The organism is Peribacillus sp. FSL E2-0218 (assembly GCF_037992945.1).
Taxonomy (GTDB): domain Bacteria; phylum Bacillota; class Bacilli; order Bacillales; family DSM-1321; genus Peribacillus; species Peribacillus simplex_B.
Window position 1 is genome coordinate 3396381 of record NZ_CP150304.1, and the last position, 20816, is coordinate 3417196.

Sequence of the window (20816 nt, forward strand, 5' to 3'; positions counted from 1 at the left end):
TCGATATCTCATTCTACCATATTTATTCCAAATGACAGAAAGTAAATAATGGCAGTCAGCTTAAAATGCGGAATGGTCCCCTTTTACCCCTTTAGTGCTTGCTCCAAGTCTTCCAATAAGTCTTCCGCGTCCTCCAGGCCTACGGATATGCGAATGAGCCCGTCGGTTATTCCAAGCTCGGCACGGCGTTCTGCCGGAATGGAAGCATGCGTCATCAAAGCCGGCACGGAAATTAGGCTCTCCACTGCTCCAAGACTTTCAGCCAGCGTGAAGTATTTCACCTTATTCAAGACGGTTGCGGCTTTTTCGGCACTGCCGACATCGAATGAAACCATGCCGCCGAAGCCACGTGATTGTTTTTTCGCTATTTCGTGATTTGGATGGCTTTCCAGACCTGGATAATAGATTTTCGAAACGCCTTCATGGGCGGATAAGTACTCAACGATCCGGGAAGTGTTTTTTTCATGTTCTTCCATCCGGATTCCCAGCGTTTTAATGCCTCGCATCAGCAACCATGAATCTTGAGGCCCTAGCACGCCCCCTGTAGAGTTTTGGATGAAGTGAAGGTCATTGCCGATTTTTTCATCATTCACCACGACAAGGCCCGCTACAACATCGCTGTGACCCCCCAGGTACTTCGTAGCGCTATGCAGGACGATATCCGCACCAAGCGTAAGCGGATTCTGCCAGTATGGCGTGCTGAAGGTATTATCGACGATCGTCGGGATCCCGTTTGCCTTCGCTATTTTTGCTACGGCTTCCAGATCCGTGATCTTCAGTAATGGATTCGTCGGGGTTTCGATGAACAACGCTTTCGTATTGTCCCTGATTTCGTTTTGAATCGAATCGATATCACTCGTATTGACGAATGAAGCTTCGATTCCAAAGCGATTCAGCACCTTCGTCATCACCCGGAAAGAACCCCCATAAACATCATCGGTCATCAGGACATGATCTCCGCTGCTCAGCAGCATCATGACGGCGGTCATCGCTGCCATCCCGGAGCCAAAGGCGAATCCTCTTTTTCCTTCTTCAAGATCCTTGATCAATTCCTCAAGCGCATGGCGGGTAGGATTGCCTGTACGGGAATACTCATATCCGCGATGATCCCCCGGACCATCCTGTTTATAAGTGCTTACTTGATAGATTGGCACCGAGACGGCACCAGTTGCTTCATCTCCAAAAATGCCACCGTGGATCAATTGTGTTTTCTTTCTCATTTTACATACCTCCCTGATAAATTTTCTTGCTTAAGTAACGTTCACTGGAATCGGGGAATACAACGACAATATTCGTCCCTGGGGAAGCCTTGGCCGCTTCATCCATGGCCGCAGCAAATGCCGAGCCGGAAGAACTGCCGACCAACAGGCCTTCCTTCATAGCCAATTCCTTGACCATATCGAACGCTTGCCGATCGCTTATCGTATGAATTTGATCAAAGTACGATTCATCCATATAAGCTGGTAAGAATTCCATTCCTATGCCCTCTGTTTTATGGGGTCCCGCTTCGCCTCCGTTCAATATCGACCCTTCTGGTTCGACAATGACCGTTTTGACAGCAGCCTTTTTTTCTTTTAAATAACGCGATGTGCCCATGAAAGTCCCACCCGTCCCGGCACCGGCAACAAATACATCGACTCTTCCATCCATCTGATCCCAAATTTCAGGTCCCAGCGTTTTATAATAGGCATCGGGATTGGCTGGGTTGGCAAATTGCTCGGGACAATATGACCCGGGAATTTCGGCAAGCAAGGCCTTCGCCTTGGCAATCGCTCCTGTCATTCCTTCCTCAGTCGGGGTCTGGACCACTTTTGCTCCAAGAGCGCGCATCAATTCCTGCTTCTCGGCACTGAATTTCTCTGGCACACAAAATATCACATCGACTCCACTGTTTATCGCCGCAAGCGCCAGTCCAATCCCGGTGTTCCCGGCTGTCGGTTCGATGATGGTCCCGCCCTTTTTCACTTTCCCTGTCTGCAACGCCTGTGCCAAAAGCTCCTGGCCGAGACGGTCCTTCACACTGCCTCCCGGATTGAAGTATTCCAGTTTGGCAAAGATGCGGACGTCATCAGGAAGCGGGAAATGGGTGATCTCCATCAGCGGCGTCTTTCCGACCAACTCATGTATGTTTTGAAAGACCTTCATATTCGTACATCCTTTCATAGTTTCCCTACCAATTTAGTGAGTAATGAAACCAAAGAGTAATCAGCGGAGAATCTCACGCTGATCACTGCTCATTCATTTCATTTTCCCAACCATTTTCACGATCAGATCAGCTGAATGAAGCGCCGCCGTTTCCAGGAATTTATCAAAGGAAATATTGGACTCCTTACCTGCGATGTCCGAAAGGGAACGTATGATGACAAATGGTGTTTGGAATTGGTAGGCCACCTGTGCAATCGCTGCCGCTTCCATTTCCACGGCATATAGATCCGAGAATTTGCCTCTGACGAATTCAACCCTGACAGGATCATTCATGAACGAATCCCCCGTTACGATCAATCCTTTCGCCACTTGTATATCCTGGATTTCCTTTGCCGCTTCTTCTGCAAGGGCAAAAAGCTTCTCATCCGGAATGAAGGCAGCCGGCAGCTGAGGAACCTGGCCATACTCATATCCAAAAACAGTTACATCGACATCATGGTGGCGAACTTCGGTAGAAATGACAACATCCCCTACGTTAAGTGCGGGATGATATCCGCCGGCAGAACCCGTATTGATGATCGCATCCGGTTTGAATTTTTCCAAGAGCACCGCCGTTGACATAGCGGCATTCACTTTACCGATGCCGGATTTAAGCAATATGACCTCGACACCGTCCAGTTTTCCTGTATTGAATTCGGAACCGGCAATGGTCACCTGCTCCAAACCTTCCAATTTATCACGTAAAATCGTAACTTCTTCTTCCATTGCTCCGATTATGGCTACTTTCATTAGTAAAAAACCTCTTCCTATAATTTTTCCGCCTCCATAATCCAGACAAATTGATTGCAGCGCTCGAAGTTCACAGAATACCCATGCTTTTCAAGAACACTTTCCAAAAAAGGAATGGTTGTATAATATTCCGTTTGCAAATCGTTCGCCAAATTATGAAAGCCTGCCTGCTTTGCATCGGAAATCGCTTTTTCATGCGCTTCCTTTGATTGATACATCGTATCCGCAAACACTATTTTACCACCAGTATTCAGTAACTTTCCATAGCTGGCTATCGCTTTTTCTTTTTCTTCATCCGTTAAATGATGAAATGCATACGTACTGACGATCGAATCCACACTTTCCGGCTCCGGGAAATCCATGAAATCGCCATCGGCTATATGCGTTACATTGCCAAGCTTCCCGACCGCAATTTCCCTCATTGCAGGTGAAGGCTCGATTCCCGTAACCTTAAGGCCTTTTTTCAATAACCTCTCCGTTAAATTCCCGGTGCCCACTCCGAACTCCAGAACATGGCCATGAGCCCGATTCGTCACGCTATCCAAGATCCTATCATAGTGTTTAAATACCTCTTGATATTCAATATCGTGTCCACCGACAGTATCATCATACGATTTCGACCATTCCTCAAATAAATCCAAAAATTCTCTGCCCATTTTTTATCACCTTTTTATTATAATATAATAAAGCCTATAAGTATAATATGAATTAAACACAAAAAAGTGCTGTTTATTTAGGCAAATTCACCATGCAGCAAAGATTTGCCTAAGCACTCTTTTATTATAATACAATAAAACCTATAAGTATAATATGAAATAATATGAAAAACCGTGCCGTTTTTTTAGGCAAACCCTCATTCCGTTTTAGATTCGGCTAAAATGGTGTGTTAAACTAACATTATCTACTATGTTGGAGGGAAGCCTTAATGAATTTTCAGCTCGACTTAAATTTATTCGAAGATAAAATAGAGTTTTTCGAGGCAGAAAGCATCAAGAATCTCGAAGAAAAAATCCAGGCGCAAATCGAAATCAATAAAGCGATCATGCTCCAGGTTCATTCGGTCTCACATCAAATGTATGTAAGCGAGGAAGGCAGACGTTTTTATAGTGCTGTCGTTCATTTCAAGGCAAAAAAATGACCAAGCAAAAAGCCCCCGGGAGGAGTGTTCCTTCCGGGGGCTTACTAGTTTGGGACTATTTGCGTTTATCATTAACCTTCAATTCTTCTACTTTTACAGGTTTCCAGCCAGAGCCGTCGACCCATTCAATATGGACCCGATAGGTTTTTGGATTGTCCCCTTCAGATACGGTACCGATTGCCGTGTTGGGCGAACCGCCGTTTTGAAGCCACCATAGCCTCATGCCGCCTTGATCGATCCCAGCTCCAAGCGCAATGGCTTTACTCATTTCGTTCCAGTCGACGGAGCCCTTTTGAAAGCTTGTCGTATGCTCACCGGATTGCTCGGTCCCGACTGGTTTCCAGCCCTCACTCTTATAGGTGGCCGCAACATTGCCATCTCCGCTTCCTTCCACTTCCACAAGCTCGGCATCTCCCGCTTTATCCGAAGCTTCTTCATCCTCTGTTGCCTTTTCTTCCTCTTCCTCCGTTGCATTAAGATCTTCGTCCGCTTCCTTCTCTGAATCTTTTTCTTCCACTTTCCCAGCAGGCTTGTCCAATTTGCCCTTATCTTTATCGGTAATTTGCTTCGGTTCCGTCGTGGTTGGATTAGCTTCTGTACCCCCATCACTTAAGAAAATGGTGATGGCGACAATGACGATTAAAATGGAAACGATGGTTATTGCGATATTGTATATTTTATTTACTTTTCTTTTTTGATCTCGCTGATTGAATCGTGAGCCCAAGGTCCATTCCTCCCTTACCATTTCATTACTGCCCCCATTTTAACATGATTCAGCGACAGATAGAAGGGAAGGGTTTCCTACACTTTTCGTCATATCTCGTATCAGTCCTGGTCCTTGGCGTATATAACTTTTACAATATCTGAAAAAAGCGGCGTCATGCTGGAGCTATTCTCCTTCGTTTCAAAATTCACGGCAACGAGCGCATATTCGGGATTTTTATAAGGGAAGTAGCCAGCAAACCATTTATTGAGCTCCCCTTTTTCTATATTCGTCTGAGCTGTTCCTGATTTACCCGCAACCTCCACAGGCAAATCTCTCAAGGAAGCACCGGTCCCTTTTTCTTCGGTCACAACCTTCCTTAGGAGCTGCTGCATCTTCATCGCCGTATACGGAGAAAGTGTCTCCCCTCCCATGCTTTGATTCTTAAAGTCGACCACAGTCGTACTATTGTTGAATTCAACCTTGGAAACGGCTTTGACTTGTTCCTTCTTGCCGCCGCGGGCGATCGTGGCCATCATGTTCGCTATCGCCAGGGGTGTCGTTTGGACGTCTTGCTGGCCGATGGCGGTTTTGGCAATCATCTTGGGATCTTTCTTTAAATCATCGTCGTGCCAGACCTTTCCGGTTTGTTCATGGTACAACTGAGTGACTTTCGTATGATATACATCACCTTTCCAGCCCGTTTCACCTATCAACCCTAACTTCTTCGCATAGTTTTCCAGAAAGTCAGGATCCTTCTCGGCAATTTCCTGTGACAATTCGGCGAATGTCCTGTTACAGCTTTGGGCAAAGCTGCTTTCAAAATTCAGCATCCCCAATTCCCTCTGCTTATCCGTCCTTCCATCAATCGTCAAGTTACAATTGAATGTCCTGGAGGGACTCGCCGCCTTATGATCGATGGCGGCTGCGGCCGTGACCGTTTTAAAGACGGACCCTGGCGTTTTTTGAGTCAGCATCATATTGACTGCTCCTGCTCCATTCGGGTCTTTAATATTTAGGGCCGGACGCGATACCATCGCGACGATTTCACTTTTTTTAATATCGATCAGCACGAGTCCGCCTTTTTTTATGCCGCGTTCATCAACCAGCTTTTCCGCCTTTTCCTGTATTTGTTTATCAATCGTCGTCACGACCTTCACAGGATACAAGGGGTTGGCCGGTTCCACGTATTTAACATCGACACCAAACATCGGGCCGCCGCTTGCGTCCACATGAAAAACGAGCTTCGATTCCCCTGCCGAAAGCAAAAACTCATCAAAGGTCCTTTGCAGTCCTGTATTGCCGATTTTCGTTTCGGGGGACAAATTCAAGTCCGGATAACGTTTTTTCTTCTCGGCATCCGATATATTCGTCGTGCCGATCAATTGCGCTGCGGGTGTTTGATTGTGATACAGCTTTTCGTTCACGGCAAAGACGCCGGGTATCTTCAATTGATTGATCGCCTTCGATTGGCTCGCCGTCAACTCGATCGGGTCATCCCCGCCGAATATGAATGGTTCATCCGCTTGTTCGATTGCCCGTTTCAGCTCACTTTCCGATCTGCCGATAATCGAAGCAATCTCATCTATAGGCCATGTCATTTTTTTCAGAAATGGAAACAGCACGAGCGTGGGGATTTCTTCATGAGCAAGCGGCTCCCCATTCCTGTCATAAAACTTTCCGCGTCCATCATCAATCTTCAATATTTGGGAACGCTGCTCCACGCTTGCTTCTATCAGGTTCACATCATGCTTTGAAAAAGATTCTGTCGATACAAGCTGAATGTAAACAAGCCTGCCTATGAGTATCAGCATGCAAGTGGTCAAAAAAATAGCCAGCAACCTCAATCGTTTCTTTTTCATAAAATACACCTCGTAAACATTGTTGACGAGGTGCGAATTTTTAAACAATTATGAACAACTTTGCCGCAACATTTTTTCCCGCAAAAAAGAGGAGGCCCATATGGACATCCTCTTTAATCTGTAAGTGGATCAGCTGATGGATACGATTTTGACGCTCATTTCGCCGCCAGGTGTCATGATCGATACCTTGTCACCGACTCTTTTGCCCATTAGGCTTTTCGCGATCGGGGAATCATTGGAGATCTTCCCTTCGAATGGATCCGCTTCAACGCTACCAACGATGGAATAGGTCTCTTCGTCACCATTAGGAAGTTCAACGAATGTTACCGTCTTCCCAAGTGAAACGGTATCTGTATTCGAATCATCGCCTTCGATGATTTTCGCATTGCGGATCATGTTTTCGATCGTTGTGATACGGCCTTCAACGAAAGCTTGCTCCTCTTTTGCCGAATCGTACTCGGAGTTCTCGGAAAGGTCACCAAAACTGCGGGCGATCTTGATTCTCTCCACTACTTCTTTCCGTTTAACCGTTTTTAATTGTTCCAGTTCTTGTTCAAGTTTTAACTTACCTTCTTTAGTCATTGGATATTCTTTTTCAATTGCCAAAACCCTTCACTCCTTCAAATTCTTTATGCCAAGTTTATGTACTATACAGGACTTAACTCTAAAATCTCGAGTCAAACTATATTAGTGCGCGACTTAAAAAGCACGCACAACCGATACTAAGAAACAACCGTTCTTTAGTATATGAACCGACTGCGGTTAGCAGCCGGTTCATTCTGTATCAAGAATAGAGTATTGCGTTTTCCAACATTTGTCCAGTATTTCCCCCTAAATAAATGGGATTCTTTCAAAAACGGAGGAAAATGGCACCTATCATTATTTATGCTATGTTATTACAAAAAAGACTTTTGTTCAAGGATTGTTTGAATTTTAGTCACCATCAGGTCAATCGCAACATGGTTCTGTCCGCCTTCAGGAATGATGATGTCGGCATAGCGTTTCGTCGGTTCGATGAACTGGTTGTGCATCGGGCGGACGACACTGATATATTGATCGATGACCGATTCTATGGAACGGCCGCGTTCTTTAATGTCACGGGTCATCCTCCGGAGGATTCGCAGGTCCGCATCCGTGTCCACATATAGCTTCATGTCCATCAAATCACGGAGACGTTCATCCTCCAGCACCAAAATCCCCTCAAGGATGATGACATCCTGCGGTTCAACGGCGATGACCTCCTCGGAACGAGTATGGATCGAATAATCATAAACGGGTTTCTCTATCGTTTCATAGCGCAGCAATGCGTTAATGTGATCGATAAGCAAATCATTATCAAATGCCAGCGGATGATCATAATTCGTTTTCAACCGCTCTTCAAACGGCAGATGGCTTTGATCTTTATAGTAATAATCTTGTTCGAGCATCAAGATCGAGTGTCCTTGAAAGAATTCAAAAATGGAACGGGTAACACTTGTTTTACCTGATCCCGACCCTCCTGTAACTCCGATGACCACTGGTTTTTTTCTTGTCATGTCAATTCTCCTTCCGCATCATATTGTTCACATATACTCGATCATCTACCTGAATGCGGACAATTTGAAGCGGATGGCGAGCTGCCTCCAGCTCGTTGCCTGACTCATCCCAGATCGTTCCGATTTTTTGCGTAAAGTTTTCGATTTCCGGCCCAAAAAACTCGACTTCATCTCCAGGCTTGAAGAAATTACGCTGCTGCATGGTCGCGATTTTCGTTTCCTCGTCGTAATCGAGCACCAATCCAGCGAAGTCGAAGCGAGTCTTTACGGTATGATTCCCGAACATTTGCTGTTTATACCCAGGAATTTCCCCTTCCATGAAGGATGATGCCGTCTCACGATTCGCACACTTATCAAGCTCTTCCAGCCATTCCTGCTTGATCGTGAAATGATCGGGATCGGCACAATAAGCATCAATGACCTTGCGATAGACGCTGATTACAGTCGCAATATAATGAATCGATTTCATTCTTCCTTCGACTTTTAAGCTATCAATGCCGATTTCGATCATGCCTGGCAAGGATTCAATCAGCTTTAGGTCTTTCGGGCTCATGGCGAATGGAGCATCTTCTTTTTCGAATAAAGGCTTTTCCCCGTCTTGATCCAGCTCATATAAATCGTAATCCCAACGGCATGACTGGCAACAGCCGCCGCGGTTTGAATCGCGAGCCGTCATATGATTCGAAAGCGTGCAGCGTCCTGAATAAGCAATGCACATCGCACCATGAACGAAGGCTTCGATTTCAATATCGACCTTTTCCTTCATTTCACGGATTTCTTCGGCACTTGTCTCACGGGCCAGCACGACACGCTCCAAGCCCTCCTCTTTCCAATACTGGACAGCCTTCCAGTTCGAAAGGGATTGCTGTGTGCTCAAATGGATTTCCACTTTCGGGGCGACTCTTTTGCACGTCTCGATGATCAGGGGATCAGCGACGATGATTCCATGAACGCCAGCCTCCTGAAGGCCTTCCAAGTATTCTTCAAGACCATCGATATTTTCATTATGCGCGAAGATATTAGTCGTTACATATACTTTCGCACCATACTTCTTCGCGAACTCGACGCCTTCGGTCATTTCCTCGAACGTAAAATTCCCGGCATTGGAACGAAGGCCATATTCCTGTCCGCCAATGAAAACGGCATCTGCGCCATAATGGACCGCTATTTTTAGCTTTTCCAAGTTGCCAGCCGGGGCCAGCAATTCAGGTTTTTTTACAATGACTCTTTTTCCATCCACGATCTTGGAAATTTTATCAGCAATAGCATTCAAGGCTATTCCTCCTCTTTCTCGTACCCTTTTCTTAATAAACCGACTCTTTGAAGAAGAATCCTGTATCCAACTCCCGGCTAACCGGCTGGATCGCTTTGACTTTTTCGTAAAGATCCATTTTCAACTCTTCATACCGGTCGGGCTCCTCTGCACATAAGTCTATCGCTTCCCGGTATAACTTTGTCATTTCCGTAATATATTCAGGGGTTTGCAGCAATCCTTCGATTTTTAATGAATCGATTTCCGCCTCAATCAATTCCTGCAGTTCATCAATCATGCACATATCGTTCGGGCTCATGATATGTGTACCATTTTCATCTTCATAAATCGGATATTTGTTTTCTCGTTCCTTATCATGCAAGAACATATTTCTGCTTTCCTGACGGTTTTCCACTGCCAATTCCTTGCCTTGGTATTCAAAGTAATTTCCGAGAAGCGTACGCTTGGACTGGAATATGCAAGTCATGCCGTGTACCTGCACTTCAAGTTCTACCTCGGCATTTTCCTTCATTTCGATTATCTCGTCCAAGCTTATTTCACGGGCAGCGAGGGCACGGACTGCACCGCGTTTCCCCCAATAATTACAAGTGTACCAGTTCGTCACCGTCATCTCCGTATTCCAGTGCAACGGCATATCGGGGGCAACGGCACGGACTGCCATCAAGACTGCCGGATCACCGAACACGATCCGGTCTGCACCGGCTTCTTTAAGGAAGGTGACGTAGTCTTCAAGCTCGTCCACCTTTTCATTATGAAAGATGGCGTTCATGGACACATACACCTTCTTGCCTGCAGCATGGGCCATCTCTATCGCTTTCTTGACATCCTCAACTGTGAATTCCCCTGCCAGCCTAAGAGCGTAACGCTGCTCGCCAATGACGAATGCGTCAGCGCCAGCTTCAATAAGCTCCGCGATGTGATTGACACTTGTCGGGGTCACGAGTAATTCAGGCTTTTTCATTTTTGTCACCTCTATGTTTACTTATGGCTACACCATCGCCAATCGGCAATATTACGGTATCGAAATGAGGATGGTCATGCAACCACATGTTAAAGTCCCTGATTTTTTTGATGAGAGCTCGCTTACGTCTCGTCATTTCCATGTCTTCGATGTTTTCTGCGACCAAGCCTTTAAATAATACATTATCAGTAATGATTACTCCAGCTTCGGCAAGGAATGGTTCAAACAGTTCAAAGAATCGCTTATACTGCCCCTTGGCGGCATCAACGAAGATGATATCGAATGGTCCGTGTTCGGCTACTTTCGGCCCTGCCTCAAGCGCATCCCCTTCAATGAGGGCGATTCTATTATTCAGTCCAGCTTTCTCGATGTTGGCCCTTGCCTGCCCAATACGAGCTTCATTGCGTTCAAGCGTCACGATTTTGGCTCCTGGCAGCGTTTCGGCCATCCTTATGGCGGAATAGCCGATTGCCGATCCGACCTCCAATATTGCCTGCGGCTGATGGAGCCTTAATATCTGAAGCAGTACCTCAATGCCTTCCGGCTCCATGATCGGCACATTATTTTCCAATGCGAAATCTTCCATCTCCTTGATCAGCCCCGTACGCTCCGGAATCAAGGAATGAAGATATTGTTCTATTTTTCCGTTCAAGATGTTTCCTCCAATGATAAGAAAAACGAAAGCACTTAGCCAGTCCATGCCGTACAAGCCAGGTTCGAATGCCTGCAAGTTATCACCATGGGCTGAAGCAAATATGCTTGATGAGCTGCATTTCCTTATCTTTCAAAATAAAACCCGGCATTCGCCGAGTCACTGATCACCGCTAAAACGGATCCGAAAATTCACTTGTACTATTCTATCATAAAAACAAGGGGAAAGTAATATCTCTCCCCCTTCGTTGCTGTGCTTTTATTTATTGGAAATATGCTCTGCCTTTTTAAGATTATGGTCCTCCAGGTTTTTGGAGTATAGGACTTCTCCTTCCGGTGTGGCCAAGAAGTATAGGAAATCCGTTTTTTCGGGTTTCAATGCCGCTTCGATCGATGTCGTTCCAGCATTGGCAATCGGTCCTGGCGGCAGCCCTTTATTCTTATACGTATTATATGGGGACTTCACATCCAGGTCTTTATAATACACCCGGCTTTTATGGGACCCCTTTGCATACAGCACGGTAGGATCCGTTTGAAGCGGCATATCCTCCTTGATACGGTTGTAGAAGACGGAGGCAATTTTTCCCCGATCGACTTGCGCCGTCGCTTCTTCTTCCACAAGCGAAGCGAAGGTCAGCATCTGGTGCACGGAATAATCATCTTTTTCCATCTGCGGTTTATATGCCTGAAGCGTTTCATCGGTTTTTTTCAGCATCTCGACGACGATCGATTCCAAGTTTGGTTTTTCCTCATAGAAATCATAGGTTGCCGGGAAAAGATACCCTTCGAGCGGATATAAAACCTTTTCATTTTCGATTTCCGAAGTCAATAGCTCCGGGAATTGTTCCTGCATGGACTTAACGAATTTCTTATCATTCAATTCCTTAAAGACTTTTTTTGGTTCTTGTCCCGTCTTTACGGCAATGATATCGGCAATTTGGACGAGCTGCTTCCCTTCAGGGATCGTAATCTTCAATGCCGCTTCTTTCATCAGTTTCCCGGTTTTGATGCTTGTGACGATATCTTCAATCGGCATGGAAGGTGATAATTTATACTCACCTGCCTGGAATCCGGATTCATTGCGGAATTTAATATAGTATTTGAATACGCGTGCGTCCTTGATGATTCCCTGCTCTTCAAGCAATGTAGAAATTCCGTTCACGGAAGAACCGATCGGGATTTTCACTTTCTTGATGGTATCATCGTCAGGGTCGACGGGTTTCATGGCCGAATTAATATATAAGAAGCCCACGAGACCAACAATCCCGATTAGTAAAATAAGCGAAGCTATCGTAATCATGATGATCTTACGAACAAGCCTGGCTTCTCCTTGCCGTTCCAACAATTTCATTTGAATATGTTCCTTTTTAGATAAATTATGATCTTTTTCATCCATTTTCATTCCCCCTGCAAACTCACACCAACTACAGAATGGCTTCTAGATGATGCTTTCTCTAATTAGACTTTGCTTCGAACATTATACTAAAACCAACAAAAAATTACATGTTTTTTGTGAAACTACCTTCATAATTCATCTATTTATGGCAAAATCGCACTAGTTTTGTCAATCCCGGGAGTTTTTAACCAGGAAAATAGTGATATGATTCCAGCTCCATTTGAATGAGGGTTATACGAATTTCCACTTTTATGGTAGACATATCATCCCCGAAACGGAATAATCTTAGATAGGATCATATTTGAATGAAAGGGAAGGCGGTGTAAAGGAATTGGATAATTCTTATTTTGTCGGGTGGGGGACGTTGGCACTCATAAATGCAGGACTCGCTCAAGGTAAAAATAGAACGGCGTTGAATTGGTTCTTGCTCTCTTTATTTTTAGGTCCTTTAGCGACTTTTATCCTTTTGTTCGCTGAGAAAAGATAAAGCTTCATTGGTACATAAATGAAAAAGCATTAAAACCAATATGATTGTGTTGCCGATTTGGCGAGTCGAGCACCAAACTCGCGGGTCAAGTGCATAACCTCCCAGAAAACAGCTGCCTATTTGCCTATGTAGCATCCGATAAGGTTACTTTATATACTGGCATGAAAGCTGTGAAAACGCGAAGTCATGATACTATCACCCATTTTATCAAGGAAAAGCTCTTGCCAGGGGCTCAGCGCCAAGACCTGGAGGGGAAATCAACCACACCAGAAAACCGCAAAAAAAAGATGCCGCCTGTAACATACAGGCAGCATCTCCTTCAGGTCCTGGTTTTATTTAATGGTCCTTTACAAGGGATACATTAAAAAACCAGGTCAGTTTTTTCGTTTGTTTATTCTTCTTCTTCGGCTTCTTCCTGGTCAAGGAATGTATTTAACATTTCTTCGACTAGATCCCACTCTTCTTCGGTTTCGATCGGAGTAAGCTCACCATCTTTATTATCTTCGCTCGGTACGAATGAAGAAGCGTGGATTTCAATCTCTTCCTCTTCATCTTCTGCAGACATCGGATAGTAAAGGACATAAGATTTGTTGAATTTATCTGAATCGAATGTGAAAAGGATTTCGCAAAGCTGCTCGTTTCCGTTTTCATCTACTACTGTAATGTTGTTTTCGCCGTGTTCCATTTGCATTCACCTCATATTGAATTTGTTTGTCTGTCCAAGAAACCTTGCAGGATCATGACAGCAGCCATTTTATCAATGACTTTCTTACGTTTGCTTCGGCTCACGTCCGCCTCAAGAAGGACACGTTCAGCCGCCATAGTTGTCAACCGTTCATCCCAGAGAAACACCGGCAGCTTGAATTTTTTTTCTAATCGCTTAGCGAAATCTTGGCTGATCTCGCCTCGCGGTCCTACAGTCCCGTTCATATTTTTAGGTAAACCGAGGACGATTTTAGAAACTTCATGCTCTTTTATAATTTCATTGAGACGTTTAAAGCCGAAGTCATTTCCAGCTTCGTTAATTTTGATCGTTTCCAAACCTTGTGCAGTCCAGCCCATCGCGTCGCTTACGGCGACGCCGATGGTTTTTGAACCTAAGTCAAGCCCCATTGTGCGCATTAGTATTCCTCTCGATGTTTCTTAAGATACGACTTGACCAATTCTTCGATGATTTCGTCGCGTTCAAGCTTACGGATGATGTTTCGAGCATCCATATGGCGCGGGATGTAAGCCGGGTCACCAGATAATAGATAACCGACGATTTGGTTGATCGGATTATACCCTTTTTCCTGAAGTGCAACATACACTTGAGACAATACTTCTTGTACATCTCTTTCGAATGGTTCTTCGGGAAAATTAAATTTCATCGTTTTATCAAACGAACTCATTGACATGCACCTCTCCTCAGCGTCCAGAATCCACTATTACCTACATTGTACAACACTTTTCATGGATTATGAAATCGTTAAGACCCATTCTTCAACAAAATTAAGTGCTGCATCCAATTTTTCCGGGTCTTTTCCGCCGGCTTGGGCCATATCCGGACGTCCGCCGCCGCCGCCGCCGCAGCGGGAAGCCACTTCTTTGATCAATTTGCCTGCATGGAAACCGCGATCGATATAATCTTTCGTGACACCTGCAATCAAATTTACTTTATCACCTTGGGCCGATCCCAATACGATAATGACAGAATCAAGCTTTTGTTTCAAATCATCCGCCATGGCCCGCAGGTTATTCATGTCCGTAGCTTGAACCTTGGCCACCAATACTTGTACCCCATTGATTTCTTTCACGTTAGAAACGAGGCTTCCTGCTTCAATATTGCTTAATTTGGCAGTCAAGCTTTCATTTTCACGTTGAAGGTCCTTCACCTCAGCCAAGACCGTTTCAATTCTTGAAGGCACATCCTTCAAATTCGTTTTCAATTTAGCTGATGCCTCTTTCAAGATGCCGATTTGATCAGTCATCAATTGGTATGCACCGGCACCCGTCACCGCTTCGATCCGGCGCGTGCCTGCACCGATTCCGCTTTCGGAAACGATTTTGAACAGCCCGATAACAGCGGTATTCGGGACATGTACACCCCCGCATAGCTCAAGGCTATAATCGCCGATTTGAACGACACGGACAATCTTGCCGTATTTTTCGCCAAACAAGGCCATCGCGCCCATCGCTTTTGCTTCTTCAATATTTTTGTAGTCGGTATTCACTTGCAGGCTTTGCCAGATCTTTTCATTTACAATCGTTTCGATGCGCTCTATTTCTTCGGCCGTTATCTGTCCGAAATGAGAGAAGTCGAAGCGAAGGCGCTCAGCTTGTACGAGTGAACCAGCCTGATTGACATGTGTACCGAGAACGTCTTTTAATGCCTGATGCAACAGATGTGTCGCTGTATGGTTTTTAGTGATATGGATGCGGTTTTCTTGATTGACCGCAGCTACGATATCGGAATCGGTCAGTAAAGTGCCGGCAACGACCGTTACCCGGTGCAGGTTTTGACCATTTGGCGCCTTTTGAACATCATGGACTTCCACTTTCACGGATTCACTTGCCATCGTGCCTTTATCCGCTATTTGTCCGCCGCTTTCCGCGTAGAAAGGAGTTTTGTCCAGAATGACCTGCACGTCCTCACCTTCCTGTGCCTCTGTTACAAGTTCGCCATTTTTTATGATGGCCGCAACCTTGGCATCGACCGCAACTTGATCATAACCGACAAATTCACTTTCGACCTTAATATCTCCCAACACTCCGCCTTGGATTTGCATCGAATCCACATCTTGGCGTGCTGACCGTGCACGTTCACGCTGGGCATCCATTTCTTTTTCGAATCCAGCTTGATCGACCGTCATGCCCTCTTCCTCGGCATATTCTTCCGTTAACTCGATCGGGAAGCCGTATGTGTCATATAGACGGAAAGCATCACTGCCAGGAATGGTCGAGTTCCCCTTTTCCTTTTCCTTTTTAATGACCTCGGAAAGGATGGCCAATCCATCATGAAGGGTTTCATGGAAGCGTTCCTCTTCATTCTTGATTACTTTTGCAATGAAATCCTTATTATTGAGGACCTCAGGGTAGAAGTCTTTCATGATTTCACCAACGACAGTCACCAGCTCGAACATGAATGGACGATTGATGTTGATTTGCTTCGCATATCGAACTGCCCTGCGGAGCAAGCGGCGCAATACATATCCACGGCCTTCGTTGGATGGAAGAGCTCCGTCACCAACTGCGAATGCCACCGTACGGATATGATCGGCGATGACCTTGAAGGCAACATCCTTTTCTGTGTCGACACCATATTTCACATCCGCGATTTCTTCCACAGCGCGGATGATTGGCATAAATAGATCGGTATCATAGTTCGTGGCCACATCTTGAACGACGGAAGCCATACGCTCGAGACCCATGCCCGTATCGATGTTTTTCTTCGGAAGCGGTGTATAAGAACCGTCCGGATTATGGTTGAATTGAGAAAACACAAGATTCCAGACTTCTAGATGACGTTCGTTTTCCCCGCCAGGATATAATTCAGGATCATTCGGATCATCCCCGTATGCAGGTCCGCGATCGTAGAAAATTTCTGTGTTGGGACCGCTTGGACCTTCACCGATATCCCAGAAGTTTTCTTCAAGGCGAATGATCCTTTCAGCAGGAACACCGATTTTTTTATTCCAAAGTTCAAATGCTTCATCATCTTCAGGATGGATGGTCACGGCTAATTTATCTTTGTCGAACCCAATCCATTTTTCATCAGTCAAAAACTCCCATGCCCATGTGATGGCTTCTTCTTTGAAGTATTCCCCAATCGAGAAGTTGCCCAGCATTTCGAAAAACGTATGGTGACGTGCCGTCTTCCCGACGTTTTCAATATCGTTTGTACGAATCGCCTTTTGTGCATTCGTGATCCGCGGATTTTCGGGAATCACCCGTCCATCGAAATATTTCTTTAACGTCGCAACCCCGGAGTTGATCCAAAGCAAGGATGGATCTTCATGAGGAACCAAAGACGCACTCGGTTCGATGTTATGGCCTTTTTCACTAAAAAAATCTAAATACATTTGGCGGATTTGAGCACCAGTTAAATACTTCATATATATATCCTCCTTTAAAAATGATTATGTAATTTTTGAGCACACAAAAAACCCCCATCCCAAAAACAGGGACGAGAGTCAACTCGCGGTACCACCCTGATTACGGACGCAGGAAAATCCTATGCCCATCACCTTCATAAAAGCCTTAACGCGGCATGACGGCAGGTATTAGCTGCTCTCGGGACTAGCTTTCTGCCGCTCTTCACCTGGCAATCCCTCTCAGCCTAGGGGACCCCTCTCTTTTTGGTGGACTTCAGCATACTTCATCCTTCAACGAATTATCTTATGTAATGGATTATATTCACAAGACTTTTATTTGTCAATAAGCGGCGGCTTCTTTCTAAAGTGAACGCGCGCGTGCAATACAAAAACTTTCAGCACAGCCAGAATCGGAATGGACAGGACCATCCCCGTGATGCCGCCGATTTCGCCACCGGCCAATAATGCCAGCATGATGAAAAGCGGATGCATATGCAGGCTTTTTCCGACAATTAGCGGGGACAGGACATTTCCCTCGAGAAATTGAAGGACGAGTACGATGACCGCAATAATCACCACCATTTTCACCGATATCGTCGCAGCGATGATCACGGCGGGAATGGCGCCGATGATCGGACCGAAGTACGGTATGACGTTCGTTATCCCGATGATTGCGCCCAATAGCAGCGGATAATCCATTCCGACGATCCAAAAAAGCAGCGAGGATAACAAGCCGATCACGGCACAGACGATGATTTGCCCGCGAATGTAACTGCCAAGCGATGCATCGACATCACGGACGAAGGCCCGCCCCTGCTTGCGCCATTTTTTCGGGGTCATATACCAGGCCATTTTTTTCAATGCGGTGAAATCCTTCAGGATATAAAAGGCGATGAATGGAATCAAGGCAATCAGGACAATGAAGTCGATCATTTTCACGGCATACCCCATCGCTTTTTCAGGCATACGCTTCAACCAGCCCTCGAATAGAAGGATGCCTTCTTCCACCCTTTCATGAATTCCGAACGGCCAGGCTGCGGTTTGGTGATTGAGCTTGTCGATCCGGCTCCGGTATTGTTCGACCAATTCCGGCACGCTTTCCGAAAGTTCCCGTACCTGACTGACAATCACCGGTATTCCTTTATACACGGCAAAGCCGATTCCCCCGAAAAATACTAAATAGATGATCGTAATCGAAAGCCAGCGGCGCATCCCTTTCTCATTTAAATATTCGACTACCGGATGCAGCAAGTAACTGATGAACGCACCGATCAAAAAAGGGATCAGGACTGTCACGCATACAGTGACAACCGGTCCCCACAAGGGTTGGAGTTTCATGAAGATATATATGACGAAGAATAAAAGCAATAAAAACCCGAGGCGATAAAACCATTTTACACGAATACTCACTTCCGAACACCTCCCGCTCGTTTATTCTTCGAAAGGCAGCCGGTTTTCATACATAAAAAAGAGTGTCCTGTGAAAAGGACACTAAAGCCACACGTTATAATATTGACTTTAATCTTTTACGGATTTTCTTCATGCTCCGTTTGAGCCTCTTTGAATTCAACATGTCCGAACCGAAGTTCATAACACTATTGCGTGAACGTCTAGCCATTTCAAACACCTCTTCCGATTATCACATACTGAAGCGGCGGTCATTTTCTTCAAACAAATCGTCCAATGAGCTTAAACTTCCATCTTCCTCGACCTGGTGCGTATTAATGATCCCTTCGGATAAGGTCATCTCAATAAAACAATTCCAACAATAATATTGGTTTACGCCAATTTTCCCTACATCTTTACTGCGGCAATTCGGGCATTTAATTTCCAAAATGGACACCTCACTGTTCATTAACTGAAACAATGATGGTATCCTTCCCAAACGTAGGCGGCTGTTTTGATTGGATCACTGTCGACTCCGAGAAAAACCCATCCGTTGTTTCATACGCTATAATCGTGCCCATTTGTTCCTTGAAATATACATCCTGCAGTAAACCAAGCTCCTCACCCATTTCCGAAAAAAGCATCCGCCCCAATAGTTCGTCCTTTGTCAGGCAAATGGAATCCGCAGGCATTTTCCTCGTGGTTGTATCGTTGAGCTTGATGACGATCCCGTCTTGTCCATAAGATGATATATCGGCCAATTGCAAGTGGAAGGCCCTCTTGAACAATGCTTGCTGATGAATGACCATGCCGGTTACCTGACCCGATTCTGAAATCGTTAAATCATGGACGGTGCCGATACGTTCTCCTCTAAGCGTAAAAACCGGCATCCCTTTCAATAAAGAAAACGTCCGCAAGGTCATCCCGCCTTTCCGAACATTTTTATTATTTCTTTCATCATGAAAATAGATGTGCTGAAAGGTTTTCCATTGTCGATTCGTTACACATACCGTTGATGCCACGGCATAAAAAAAAGCACCCCAAATTGTTCGGGGTGTCGCTAGACCCGGTCATTTCATTTTACCACCCTCTGCTCGAGCCTCCGCCACCGGAACTCCCTCCGCCTCCTCCGCGTGGGCCGCCGCCGCGGCCTCCTCCGCCACCGCCTCCGCGGCTGATGAATATCAAGAGGATATTAAGGAGCGTTTGAAGGAAAAATCCTTTAAAAAATTTGGCATCGAGAATGAAAACGATGATGATGACGATGATAAAGAGAACTATCTGTAAACCGGATGGCTGAAAGGTATCTGGCTCCGGCTGGACGGAAAGATCTTGATGAAACTCTTCGCCCAATTGATATTCTTTCGTGACATCGTTATAGACGGCCTTATACGTTTCAGTCAGTGCAGCATCATAATTCCCTTTTTTCAGCTCCGGAATGGCAACATTATCCAAAATCTGTCCCGTTCTTATATCGGTTATGGCCCCTTCCAGACCGTACCCCACTTCGATGCGGATTTTCTGTTCTTCCTTGGCAAGCACGATGAGGACGCCGTTGTTCAGCTCGGCATCGCCAAGCTTGAATGATCTAAATGCGTCGACCGAGTACTCCTCGATTTCGGATCCTTCCATCGAATCCACGGTCAATACGGCAATCTGTGCTTTCGTAGCGTCATCCAAGCGTTTCCCAAGTTCGATCAGTTCCGATTTTTCCTGATCATCCAGCACTCCGGCAAAATCCTGGACATAGATATCCCCAACTGGTTTCGGGATGTTCGGTTGTGCTGCGACTACGTTTGCAAATTGTAATGTGAAAATGAAGAATAGCGCAAACACAGCGAGTCTTTTCATTATTTATCGCTCCCGAAATCAACCTTTGGCGTTTCTTTTTCTTGATCGGTCACTTCAAAATACGGCTTTGTCTCGAAACCGAACGCGCCCGCCATCAAATTCTTCGGAAAGCGTTTAATCGTCTTATTATAAGTGGTGACTTCATCATTATAGTCTTTACGGGCCACCGTCAGACGATTCTCCGTCCCCTCCAGGCTGTCCATGAGTCCTTTGAAGTTCTCATTGGCCTTTAAATCCGGATAATTCTCGACAACAACTAAAAGGCGGCTTAAAGCCCCGCTCAGCTCCTGATCGGCTTGGATCGCACCTTCCGTGGAATTGGCACCTGCCAGCTTGGAGCGGGCATCACTCACCGCTTTAATGGCTTCCGTTTCGTGCTTCGCATATCCCTTTACCGTTTCGACGAGGTTCGGAATCAAATCCGCTCTCCGCTTCAATTGATTATCCACCTGTGACCACTTATTGTCGACGTCTTCATTGGCACTGACAAGGCCGTTGTATGAGGTTGCCCCATATATCACTAGTAAAACGACAACGACTATCCCTATTATCCATCCTTTTTTCAA

The 20816-nt window shown here is 45.5% G+C and carries 23 protein-coding genes; 2 read left to right on the forward strand and 21 right to left on the reverse strand.

The window, feature by feature from the left end; all coding sequences use genetic code 11:
• Positions 1-83: 83 nt before the first annotated feature.
• The 4 genes from MHI53_RS16380 to MHI53_RS16395 form a co-directional block, all read right to left on the reverse strand.
• Entirely contained in the window at positions 84-1220 is a 1137-nt protein-coding gene (locus tag MHI53_RS16380) for a bifunctional cystathionine gamma-lyase/homocysteine desulfhydrase (RefSeq protein WP_340371739.1), read from the reverse strand.
• A gap of 1 nt (position 1221) precedes the next feature.
• Positions 1222-2145 (reverse strand): cysteine synthase family protein, encoded by a 924-nt coding sequence (locus MHI53_RS16385; RefSeq protein ID WP_061143643.1) that lies wholly within the window; start codon positions 2143-2145, stop codon positions 1222-1224.
• A gap of 93 nt (positions 2146-2238) precedes the next feature.
• A complete protein-coding gene (gene mtnN / locus MHI53_RS16390; protein WP_340371740.1) occupies positions 2239-2934 on the reverse strand; it encodes a 5'-methylthioadenosine/S-adenosylhomocysteine nucleosidase in 696 nt (231 codons plus the stop codon).
• Positions 2935-2951: 17 nt separating this feature from the next.
• Positions 2952-3590 carry a class I SAM-dependent methyltransferase gene (locus MHI53_RS16395; RefSeq protein ID WP_340371741.1) on the reverse strand — a complete coding sequence of 213 codons (639 nt, stop codon included), beginning with the start codon at positions 3588-3590 and terminating at the stop codon, positions 2952-2954.
• 269 nt (positions 3591-3859) lie between these two features.
• Between MHI53_RS16395 and MHI53_RS16400 the strand changes: the two genes are divergently transcribed.
• Positions 3860-4072: a DUF2536 family protein gene (locus MHI53_RS16400; RefSeq protein ID WP_057911652.1), complete on the forward strand. Its 213-nt coding sequence runs from the start codon at positions 3860-3862 to the stop codon at positions 4070-4072.
• Between the two features lie 55 nt (positions 4073-4127).
• Here MHI53_RS16400 and MHI53_RS16405 read toward each other — a convergent pair whose 3' ends face one another.
• The 8 genes from MHI53_RS16405 to mltG all read right to left on the reverse strand — a co-directional run bounded on the left by MHI53_RS16405 (position 4128) and on the right by mltG (position 12459).
• Positions 4128-4796, reverse strand: coding sequence for a YrrS family protein (locus tag MHI53_RS16405; RefSeq protein WP_340371742.1), 669 nt, complete (start codon positions 4794-4796; stop codon positions 4128-4130).
• 101 nt (positions 4797-4897) lie between these two features.
• Positions 4898-6637 (reverse strand): penicillin-binding transpeptidase domain-containing protein, encoded by a 1740-nt coding sequence (locus MHI53_RS16410; protein WP_340371743.1) that lies wholly within the window; start codon positions 6635-6637, stop codon positions 4898-4900.
• Positions 6638-6766: 129 nt separating this feature from the next.
• Positions 6767-7243: a transcription elongation factor GreA gene (gene greA, locus MHI53_RS16415; protein ID WP_061143648.1), complete on the reverse strand. Its 477-nt coding sequence runs from the start codon at positions 7241-7243 to the stop codon at positions 6767-6769.
• Between the two features lie 290 nt (positions 7244-7533).
• Positions 7534-8172, reverse strand: a complete 639-nt coding sequence (udk, locus tag MHI53_RS16420) for a uridine kinase (RefSeq protein WP_061143649.1) — start codon at positions 8170-8172, stop codon at positions 7534-7536.
• 1 nt (position 8173) lies between these two features.
• Positions 8174-9445, reverse strand: a complete 1272-nt coding sequence (locus MHI53_RS16425; RefSeq protein ID WP_340371744.1) for a U32 family peptidase — start codon at positions 9443-9445, stop codon at positions 8174-8176.
• 31 nt (positions 9446-9476) lie between these two features.
• Positions 9477-10406 carry a peptidase U32 family protein gene (locus MHI53_RS16430; protein WP_061143651.1) on the reverse strand — a complete coding sequence of 310 codons (930 nt, stop codon included), beginning with the start codon at positions 10404-10406 and terminating at the stop codon, positions 9477-9479.
• A complete protein-coding gene (locus MHI53_RS16435) occupies positions 10393-11061 on the reverse strand; it encodes an O-methyltransferase (RefSeq protein WP_061143728.1) in 669 nt (222 codons plus the stop codon). The genes MHI53_RS16430 and MHI53_RS16435 overlap by 14 nt, the downstream gene beginning before the upstream one ends.
• Before the next feature lie 255 nt (positions 11062-11316).
• Positions 11317-12459 carry an endolytic transglycosylase MltG gene (gene mltG / locus MHI53_RS16440; protein ID WP_100532128.1) on the reverse strand — a complete coding sequence of 381 codons (1143 nt, stop codon included), beginning with the start codon at positions 12457-12459 and terminating at the stop codon, positions 11317-11319.
• Between the two features lie 295 nt (positions 12460-12754).
• On the opposite strand from mltG, the gene MHI53_RS16445 reads away from it, so the two are divergent.
• Positions 12755-12940 (forward strand): hypothetical protein, encoded by a 186-nt coding sequence (locus MHI53_RS16445; protein WP_100532127.1) that lies wholly within the window; start codon positions 12755-12757, stop codon positions 12938-12940.
• Between the two features lie 391 nt (positions 12941-13331).
• On the opposite strand, the gene MHI53_RS16450 is transcribed toward MHI53_RS16445, so the two are convergent.
• The 9 genes from MHI53_RS16450 to MHI53_RS16490 all read right to left on the reverse strand — a co-directional run bounded on the left by MHI53_RS16450 (position 13332) and on the right by MHI53_RS16490 (position 20816).
• On the reverse strand, positions 13332-13625 hold the full coding sequence (locus MHI53_RS16450; protein ID WP_061143654.1) for a DUF1292 domain-containing protein: 294 nt from the start codon (positions 13623-13625) through the stop codon (positions 13332-13334).
• Between the two features lie 11 nt (positions 13626-13636).
• Positions 13637-14062 (reverse strand): Holliday junction resolvase RuvX, encoded by a 426-nt coding sequence (gene ruvX, locus MHI53_RS16455; RefSeq protein ID WP_064463555.1) that lies wholly within the window; start codon positions 14060-14062, stop codon positions 13637-13639.
• On the reverse strand, positions 14062-14331 hold the full coding sequence (locus MHI53_RS16460) for an IreB family regulatory phosphoprotein (RefSeq protein ID WP_057911835.1): 270 nt from the start codon (positions 14329-14331) through the stop codon (positions 14062-14064). Before MHI53_RS16460 ends, ruvX begins: the two co-directional genes overlap by 1 nt.
• Positions 14332-14397: 66 nt before the next feature.
• Positions 14398-17034, reverse strand: a complete 2637-nt coding sequence (gene alaS, locus MHI53_RS16465) for an alanine--tRNA ligase (protein ID WP_340371745.1) — start codon at positions 17032-17034, stop codon at positions 14398-14400.
• A 312-nt stretch (positions 17035-17346) separates the two neighbouring features.
• Positions 17347-18423: an AI-2E family transporter gene (locus tag MHI53_RS16470; protein WP_061143656.1), complete on the reverse strand. Its 1077-nt coding sequence runs from the start codon at positions 18421-18423 to the stop codon at positions 17347-17349.
• Positions 18424-18652: 229 nt separating this feature from the next.
• On the reverse strand, positions 18653-18868 hold the full coding sequence (locus MHI53_RS16475; RefSeq protein WP_061143657.1) for a hypothetical protein: 216 nt from the start codon (positions 18866-18868) through the stop codon (positions 18653-18655).
• Positions 18858-19316: a PRC-barrel domain-containing protein gene (locus MHI53_RS16480; protein WP_185113133.1), complete on the reverse strand. Its 459-nt coding sequence runs from the start codon at positions 19314-19316 to the stop codon at positions 18858-18860. Before MHI53_RS16480 ends, MHI53_RS16475 begins: the two co-directional genes overlap by 11 nt.
• A 163-nt stretch (positions 19317-19479) precedes the next feature.
• Positions 19480-20250, reverse strand: coding sequence for a TPM domain-containing protein (locus MHI53_RS16485; RefSeq protein WP_340371746.1), 771 nt, complete (start codon positions 20248-20250; stop codon positions 19480-19482).
• A complete protein-coding gene (locus MHI53_RS16490; RefSeq protein WP_340371747.1) occupies positions 20250-20816 on the reverse strand; it encodes a LemA family protein in 567 nt (188 codons plus the stop codon). Before MHI53_RS16490 ends, MHI53_RS16485 begins: the two co-directional genes overlap by 1 nt.

Bases quoted from the DNA above. Each gene is read 5' to 3' on its own strand.
- MHI53_RS16380 (WP_340371739.1), bottom strand. From the start codon at position 1,220: ATGAGAAAGAAAACACAATTGATCCACGGTGGCATTTTTGGAGATGAA.
- MHI53_RS16385 (WP_061143643.1), bottom strand. From the start codon at position 2,145: ATGAAGGTCTTTCAAAACATACATGAGTTGGTCGGAAAGACGCCGCTG.
- mtnN (WP_340371740.1), bottom strand. From the start codon at position 2,934: ATGAAAGTAGCCATAATCGGAGCAATGGAAGAAGAAGTTACGATTTTA.
- MHI53_RS16395 (WP_340371741.1), bottom strand. From the start codon at position 3,590: ATGGGCAGAGAATTTTTGGATTTATTTGAGGAATGGTCGAAATCGTAT.
- MHI53_RS16400 (WP_057911652.1), top strand. From the start codon at position 3,860: ATGAATTTTCAGCTCGACTTAAATTTATTCGAAGATAAAATAGAGTTT.
- MHI53_RS16410 (WP_340371743.1), bottom strand. From the start codon at position 6,637: ATGAAAAAGAAACGATTGAGGTTGCTGGCTATTTTTTTGACCACTTGC.
- udk (WP_061143649.1), bottom strand. From the start codon at position 8,172: ATGACAAGAAAAAAACCAGTGGTCATCGGAGTTACAGGAGGGTCGGGA.
- MHI53_RS16430 (WP_061143651.1), bottom strand. From the start codon at position 10,406: ATGAAAAAGCCTGAATTACTCGTGACCCCGACAAGTGTCAATCACATC.
- mltG (WP_100532128.1), bottom strand. From the start codon at position 12,459: ATGAAAATGGATGAAAAAGATCATAATTTATCTAAAAAGGAACATATT.
- MHI53_RS16450 (WP_061143654.1), bottom strand. From the start codon at position 13,625: ATGGAACACGGCGAAAACAACATTACAGTAGTAGATGAAAACGGAAAC.
- ruvX (WP_064463555.1), bottom strand. From the start codon at position 14,062: ATGCGCACAATGGGGCTTGACTTAGGTTCAAAAACCATCGGCGTCGCC.
- MHI53_RS16460 (WP_057911835.1), bottom strand. From the start codon at position 14,331: ATGAGTTCGTTTGATAAAACGATGAAATTTAATTTTCCCGAAGAACCA.
- alaS (WP_340371745.1), bottom strand. From the start codon at position 17,034: ATGAAGTATTTAACTGGTGCTCAAATCCGCCAAATGTATTTAGATTTT.
- MHI53_RS16475 (WP_061143657.1), bottom strand. From the start codon at position 18,868: ATGAACAGTGAGGTGTCCATTTTGGAAATTAAATGCCCGAATTGCCGC.
- MHI53_RS16485 (WP_340371746.1), bottom strand. From the start codon at position 20,250: ATGAAAAGACTCGCTGTGTTTGCGCTATTCTTCATTTTCACATTACAA.